Source organism: Streptomyces sp. NPDC059080, from assembly GCF_042739975.1.
GTDB classification, from domain to species: domain Bacteria; phylum Actinomycetota; class Actinomycetes; order Streptomycetales; family Streptomycetaceae; genus Streptomyces; species Streptomyces benahoarensis.
Genome location: NZ_JBHYGX010000051.1, coordinates 1 through 6,053, shown reverse-complemented (window position 1 = coordinate 6,053; position 6,053 = coordinate 1). Strand labels below are relative to the sequence as shown.

Annotated in this window: 6 protein-coding genes; 3 read left to right on the top strand and 3 right to left on the bottom strand. The window is 68.5% G+C overall.

What is annotated here, in order from left to right:
* Positions 1 to 185: 185 nt before the first annotated feature.
* Complete coding sequence (locus ACFWWQ_RS26785) at positions 186 to 536, bottom strand: hypothetical protein (RefSeq protein ID WP_384601137.1); 351 nt, start codon at positions 534 to 536, stop codon at positions 186 to 188.
* 629 nt (positions 537 to 1,165) lie between these two features.
* On the opposite strand from ACFWWQ_RS26785, the gene ACFWWQ_RS26780 reads away from it, so the two are divergent.
* Entirely contained in the window at positions 1,166 to 2,380 is a 1,215-nt protein-coding gene (locus ACFWWQ_RS26780) for an amidohydrolase family protein (RefSeq protein ID WP_384601134.1), read from the top strand.
* A 63-nt stretch (positions 2,381 to 2,443) separates the two neighbouring features.
* Here ACFWWQ_RS26780 and ACFWWQ_RS26775 read toward each other — a convergent pair whose 3' ends face one another.
* Both ACFWWQ_RS26775 and ACFWWQ_RS26770 read right to left on the bottom strand, forming a co-directional pair.
* On the bottom strand, positions 2,444 to 3,229 hold the full coding sequence (locus ACFWWQ_RS26775; protein ID WP_384601131.1) for a GntR family transcriptional regulator: 786 nt from the start codon (positions 3,227 to 3,229) through the stop codon (positions 2,444 to 2,446).
* An 84-nt stretch (positions 3,230 to 3,313) separates the two neighbouring features.
* Positions 3,314 to 3,514, bottom strand: a complete 201-nt coding sequence (locus tag ACFWWQ_RS26770; RefSeq protein ID WP_384601128.1) for a hypothetical protein — start codon at positions 3,512 to 3,514, stop codon at positions 3,314 to 3,316.
* 144 nt (positions 3,515 to 3,658) lie between these two features.
* Between ACFWWQ_RS26770 and ACFWWQ_RS26765 the strand changes: the two genes are divergently transcribed.
* The gene (locus tag ACFWWQ_RS26765; protein ID WP_384601125.1) at positions 3,659 to 4,417 is read left to right on the top strand and encodes a GntR family transcriptional regulator; all 759 of its coding nucleotides are present in this window, start codon (positions 3,659 to 3,661) and stop codon (positions 4,415 to 4,417) included.
* Positions 4,418 to 4,462: 45 nt separating this feature from the next.
* On the top strand, positions 4,463 to 5,386 hold the full coding sequence (locus ACFWWQ_RS26760; protein WP_384601122.1) for an FkbM family methyltransferase: 924 nt from the start codon (positions 4,463 to 4,465) through the stop codon (positions 5,384 to 5,386).
* Positions 5,387 to 6,053: the final 667 nt, after the last annotated feature.

Genomic DNA, 6,053 nt, shown 5'->3' with positions numbered 1-6,053 from the left:
GATATTCTCCACACTTTATCTTTGAGTGCCGCACCCATCCCTCTCCTCCCTCGCGCGCCGCTGTCTGGCCCCGGGGCCCCCCCCCCCCCCCCCGCTTCTCTGGGGACGAAGCTATGGAGCTGGGGGCAGGCCCCTTGCTCCGTTGACCATCACCGGCTGACCAGGGCTGCGGGCCCGGCAGCCATTCAGCCGGAGGCGTCAGCGGGGAGAGTCGGCCCGCCGCCTTCCGCTCCTCCGGAATCGGCGTCGGCCACGGGCCACCCGAGGCGCTGCCCTCGGCTCTCCGCGATCCGGAGGGCGTTCGTCAGGGCCTCGGCCAGGCACCCCGCCAGGTAGTGCAGCTCCTCCCGAGACGCGCGTTCCGCGACGAGCACCTCGTGGGCGTGGTCAACGGCTCCGGCTGCCATGCCGAGTTGCACGGCTTCGGTGTTGTCCGCCAGCCGCCACATGAACCCGGCGCCCTCATCAGCGCTCAGAAGGCACAGTTGCCCGTTCTCCCCGGTCCACGGCAGCAAGCGGAAGGGCGCGCGGCTCACGCAGACACCCCCTGTCCGGAGCAGTGCGGAAGGCTGATCGTCACGGCGCGTACGACCCAGTGGCCATTCTCCGCCTGCCGTCGCTCGTGGGCGAGTACGTACGGGCGGACAAGGGCGACGTCGCGGGCGATTTCGTGTCCTTGGGCGGGCGTCGGGCAGACGTGGAGGACGCGCCGATGCGGTGCGCTGCGAGGCGTCGGACGGTTCCCCGGAGCATCTCGGTGACGGCCCCGGGCCGGCAGCAGCCGGCGCAGAGGCGGAACGAGGTAGCGGGCGATGCGGTGTGCCATGACGACCTGCTTTCTCAGGTTGGCAATGCCCCCGGATCGATCGCGGGGGTCAGTTGTTTCCGGCGTCCGGAGCGCCCTGCGGCAAGGCGCGTGGTGAGGAAACGACGGCTCACCAGGCCCTTTTACGCACGCAGGCGCACGGATTCACCAGGCGCGATGACCTAACGTGAATCTAGTTAACTAGCTTAGGTGGAGAGTGGAGGGTTCGCCACACCTTCGAGCGCGCACTCACGCCGACGAGGGAAAGTCCGGCATCGCCTTGTTGCTTGAAGGGTGGCTCTATACCCTCCACCTGACGGCTCGTCAGATACAGGTGGCCGGCACCTTCGGGAGGGCTCCATGACCAGCGAGGCAAGCGGCACGACCGAGATTCCGAAGATCATCAGCGTGGACGACCACGTCATCGAGCCCGCGCATCTCTTCGAAACCTGGCTGCCGGCGAAGTACCGCGACCGCGGCCCGAAGCCCCTGACCGCGGGCATCGGCGGCCTGGAGCGCGTCGCGAGCAAGTACCGGTTCACCACGGACCCCAACGGCCAGCTGACCGACTGGTGGGAGTACGAGGGGAACCTCTTCCCGTACAAGCGGATCATCGCCGCCGTCGGCTTCTCCCGCGACGAGATGACACTGGACGGCATCACCCGGGAGCAGATGCGCAAGGGCTGCTGGGACCCGAAGGCGCGGCTGGCGGACATGGACCTCAACCACGTCGAGGCGTCGCTCTGCTTCCCGACCTTCCCGCGGTTCTGCGGCCAGACCTTCGCCGAGGCCGACGACCTCGAAGTGGGGCTCGCGTGCGTCCGGGCGTACAACGACTGGATGGTGGAGGAGTGGTGCGGGGACAGCCGCGGGCGACTGATCCCGCTCTGTCTGATCCCGCTGTGGGACGTGAACCTCGCCGTCGCCGAGATCCGCCGGAACGCGGCCCGCGGCGTACGGGCCGTGACCTTCAGCGAGATCCCGACCTACCTGGGCCTGCCGTCGATCCACACCGGCTACTGGGACCCGTTCTTCGCCGCCTGCGAGGAGACCGGAACTGTCGTCTGCATGCACATCGGCTCGTCCTCGCAGATGCCCGCCGCGTCCCCGGACGCGCCGCCGGCGGTGGAGGCGTCGCTCAGCTTCAACAACGCCATGGCGTCGATGATGGACTTCCTCTTCAGCGGCGTGCTGGTCCGCTTCCCGAAGCTCAAACTCGCCTACGCCGAGGGCCAGATGGGCTGGGTTCCGTACGCCCTGGAGCGCGCCGACGACGTCTGGGAGGAGCACCGCGCCTGGGGCGGCGTGCGCGACCTCATCCCGCACCCGCCGTCCACGTACTACTACCGACAGATCTTCTGCTGCTTCTTCCGCGACAAGCACGGCGTCGCGTCGATCGAGACCGTCGGCGTGGACAATGCGACGTTCGAGACGGACTACCCGCACGTCGACTCCACCTGGCCGCACACCAAGCAGGTCGCCGAGGAACACGTCGGCGGCCTCCCGCCGGATGTCGTCTACAAGCTGCTCCGGGGCAACGCGATCCGGATGCTGGATCTCGACTTCGACAAGTAGGACGGTGGAAGCGTGCTGTGGCCGCACCGGGTTCGGTGCGGCCACAGCTGGCAGGAGCGTTCATCAGCGACGGGCGGAAGCCTCTGGCATGGGCGTCGTGTACACCGCCGCGATGCGGTCGCCGCGCATCAGCATGTGGGAGACCTCCACCGTGCGCCCTTCAACGTCCCGGGCAACCCGCTGAATCTCCAGAACGGAGGTGCCGGGGCCGACGCCGAGTTCGGCGGCCTCGTCTGCCGTGGGCGGCCGGGCCGTGAGCCGCTCCTCCACGTGGTCCAACTCGACGCCGACGGCCGCGAGCCAGTGCTGATAGATGTCGCCCCACGGCGTTTCGCCGGCGAGAGTCAGCGCGGGCACCCACGGCGTCCCCGCGACCATGTCGTACCGCAGGTAGGACCGCACGACGCTGCACGGGTACTCGTCCTGCGTGCGCTGACCGAGGTGGACGAACTCCAGCAGCCGCGTCCCCGCCTCCACGCCCATCAGGTCCGCGATCTCCGGCGACGCCGCTACCTCCCCACTGGTGGCGGAGACCTTGAGGGCCACGTCGAGTCCCGGGCGTCCGTCACCGCGCTCACGGACACGCCCCCGCAGCGCGGGTTGCGACGGCCGATCGTTCGCGTACTCGATCAGCGGCACGTCCGTACGCACGAAGGTCCCGCGTCCGTGGTACTTCGCAATCAGCCCCTCGCCCACGAGAAGGCCGAGCGCCTGGCGCACGGTCGGCGTCCCGGCCTTGTACGTGCGGACGAGCGCGCTCTCCGAAGGCAGGCGGCCTTCGACACCGAATTCGCCGCTCCGGACCCGTCGGCGCAGATCCGCCGCGATCTCCTCGTACCGCTTAGCCATCCGCACCCACCGCCGTCCCCTCAGCCGTGCCTTCCTCGTTCGACCGCAAGGGCCGACCCCCTTTCCGCCCGTTCCGACATTCGTTCACCGCGACCTCCGCTCTCCCGGCTCGGAGTGCGGCGGCGTCCGCCAGATGACGGCCCACGCGGTGAGCCCGTCCTTGCCTCCGCCGATCCCGAAGCGGTCGGCACGCTCCAGCGCCGCGAGCAGCGCGCGCCAGCTCACCTCGGACGGGGTTTCCGGCACGCTGACCTCGATGCGGATGCGGCCGTTGCGACGGTTCATCCGAGGTTCGTACGCAGCCGCTTTGAGCCGCGCCGCGATGTCCTGCGCTCGGGAAGCAGGTGCAGGCACGACCCCTCCGCCATAGATTGATACTCAGAGTAAAGTTAGTGAACTAGCTTAAGGCTAGTGGACTAGATTTGCTATATGCCTGAGCAGCCGCCTTACCTCGTCGTCGCTGACCGCCTCCGGCAGCGCATCGCCACCGGCGAGTGGTCGCCCGGGACCCGGCTGCCGTCCCGCTCCGAGATCGGCGCCGACTACCAGGTCGGCGAGAACGTCGTCCGCCGCGCGCAGGAACTGCTCATCGCACAGGGCCTCCTCGAAGGCCGCGCGGGATCAGGCACGTACGTCGCGGAGCCTCGTGAACGCCTCCGCATGGTCCGCTCCTGGTGCCGCGACCAGCGTGGCGGCTCGCCCTTCCGCGCGGACATGGCGGGTGTCGGAAAGCGCGGCACCTGGGAGCACCGCACCGAGGCGAAAGTTCCGGCGCCGGCGGGCATCGCCGCCCGCCTCGGCATCAGCGAGGGCGATCCGTGCGTGCGTACGGAGTACGAGTTCCTGGCGGACGGGAAGCCGGTGCAGCTGTCGACGAGTTGGGAGCCGTACAGCATCACCGGCGGCACCATCGTCGTACTGCCCGAGGGCGGCCCGCATGCCGGCCGGGGCGTCGTCGAGCGGATGGCGGAGATCGGCGTCGTGATCACGCACGTGGTCGAGCAGCCGGAGCCGCGCAAGGCCACCGCCCACGAAGCCCACCTCCTCGGCATCACGAAGAACTCCCTGGTCACGCACATCCAGCGGACCTACATGACGGAAGACGGGCGGCCGGCGGAGACCGCCGACATCGTCATCCCCGCCGCGCACAGCGAGATTGTGTACGAGATCCCCATCGATCGCGTGTAAGTCCGGAACACCACGCCACACCCCGTCTGACGTATGGGAGTTGGGATGACCGCCGCACACCCGCGGATCAAGCGAGACCTCGCCCGCTGGTACGTCCGCTACGCGCCGGGCACCCTCGGCAAAACCGCGATACTCGACGGCTTCCTCAACGCCGAGCTGCGCGACCACCCGGTCAAGCGCCGCACCCGCACCCGCTTCGGCGCCACCGTCACGACGGACACCCAGGACCTCATCCAGCGCTACCTCTACCTCTTCGGCACCTGGGAACCGAACCTCACGGGTTGGCTCGCCAGCCGGCTGAAGCCCGGCGACACCTTCATCGACGTCGGCGCCAACATCGGCTACTACAGCCTCCTCGCCTCCCACCTCGTCGGCGAAAGCGGCAAGGTCGTGGCCATCGAGGCGTCACCGACGTTCCACAAACTCCTGGCGGCGAACGCCGCGGCCAATCGCTGCGACAACCTGCGCGCCGTCAACGCCGCGATCTCCGACCGCGAGGAGACCCTGACGTTCACGCTCGCCAGCTCCCACAACATGGGGGCGAACAGTGTCGTGCCGTACGCGGGTGAGGCGGAGTCGACGTTCGAGGCGCGGGCCCGGATGCTGCCTGATGTGCTGGCGTCGGACGAGATTGCCCGTGCGCGCGTCATCAAGGTCGATGTCGAGGGGGCGGAGGGGGCGGTGGTTCGGAGCCTGGAGCCGGTTCTGGATCGGCTCCGGCCGGATGTCGAACTGGCCGTGGAGGTCACGCCGCACCGGATGGCAGAGCTGGGGTTCTCGGCGGAGGGGCTTCTGAAGACCTTCACCAGCCGGGGCTTCCACGTGTATCGGATGGCCAATGACTACGCGGCGGGGAGCTATCCGGCGGCGCTGCGCCGGGGGGCCCAGGCGCCGGTTCGATGTCGGGGGCCGGTTGTGGAGGAGAGCGAGTTGGTGTTCTCACGAGTGGAAGCGGAGAGGCTGGGGTGATCACTTCCGACCCACAGCATCAAGGACTTACCGCCCCTCTACCGCCTCCATAGAGCACCCCTGAAATCGCAGGCCAGGGGCATTTTCACACTTGTCACCCTTACTTCCCCCCGCAATCGCGCCTCTCGCCGGTACTGCGGGTAGTCAGGTCGTGCCGTCCGAGCTGAACGCCACCGAATAGACGTCGCCGACGTGGCCGGTGAGGCCCTTGGGTTTCCCATTATTTTTTCACCGCGGTGCGCTTCAACAGGGGGATGAGGCAGTCGCACCACCCGCCGGAACCGCGACTACAAGGCCGAGGGCGGTCCGTCGGCGAATTGGTTCCGAGCGGGCGCGGATGTATCCGTAGGTGTGTGTCTGCGGGCGCCGCTTGTGGTGACCTGCGACTCGGCAGCTGTGCAGACAAGGCCGGTGTCCTCTGTGCGGCCGAGGAGGTCAAAGCCAGGTCGCCACTTGCGGCCCGGGGGCCGGCGGGGGCCATGTCCGGTATGGAGTGGGGCCTGTTGTACTGGGTGGCTCGGTCTTCGGCGGTGGCGGCGGACGGCCGGGCGAGGGGCCGGCAAGGGGCCTGCTAGGGCGCGTATCGAGTCGTGATCAATCTGTGTGATGTGCCTTCGTGGCAGGGTTCGGTCCGATAGACCGTCTTACGTGACGCGCGTACAACTGA

Excerpts from the sequence above, each read along its gene's own strand:
- ACFWWQ_RS26780 (WP_384601134.1), top strand. The coding sequence starts at position 1,166 with ATGACCAGCGAGGCAAGCGGCACGACCGAGATTCCGAAGATCATCAGC.
- ACFWWQ_RS26760 (WP_384601122.1), top strand. The coding sequence starts at position 4,463 with ATGACCGCCGCACACCCGCGGATCAAGCGAGACCTCGCCCGCTGGTAC.
- ACFWWQ_RS26765 (WP_384601125.1), top strand. The coding sequence starts at position 3,659 with ATGCCTGAGCAGCCGCCTTACCTCGTCGTCGCTGACCGCCTCCGGCAG.
- ACFWWQ_RS26775 (WP_384601131.1), bottom strand. The coding sequence starts at position 3,229 with ATGGCTAAGCGGTACGAGGAGATCGCGGCGGATCTGCGCCGACGGGTC.
- ACFWWQ_RS26770 (WP_384601128.1), bottom strand. The coding sequence starts at position 3,514 with ATGAACCGTCGCAACGGCCGCATCCGCATCGAGGTCAGCGTGCCGGAA.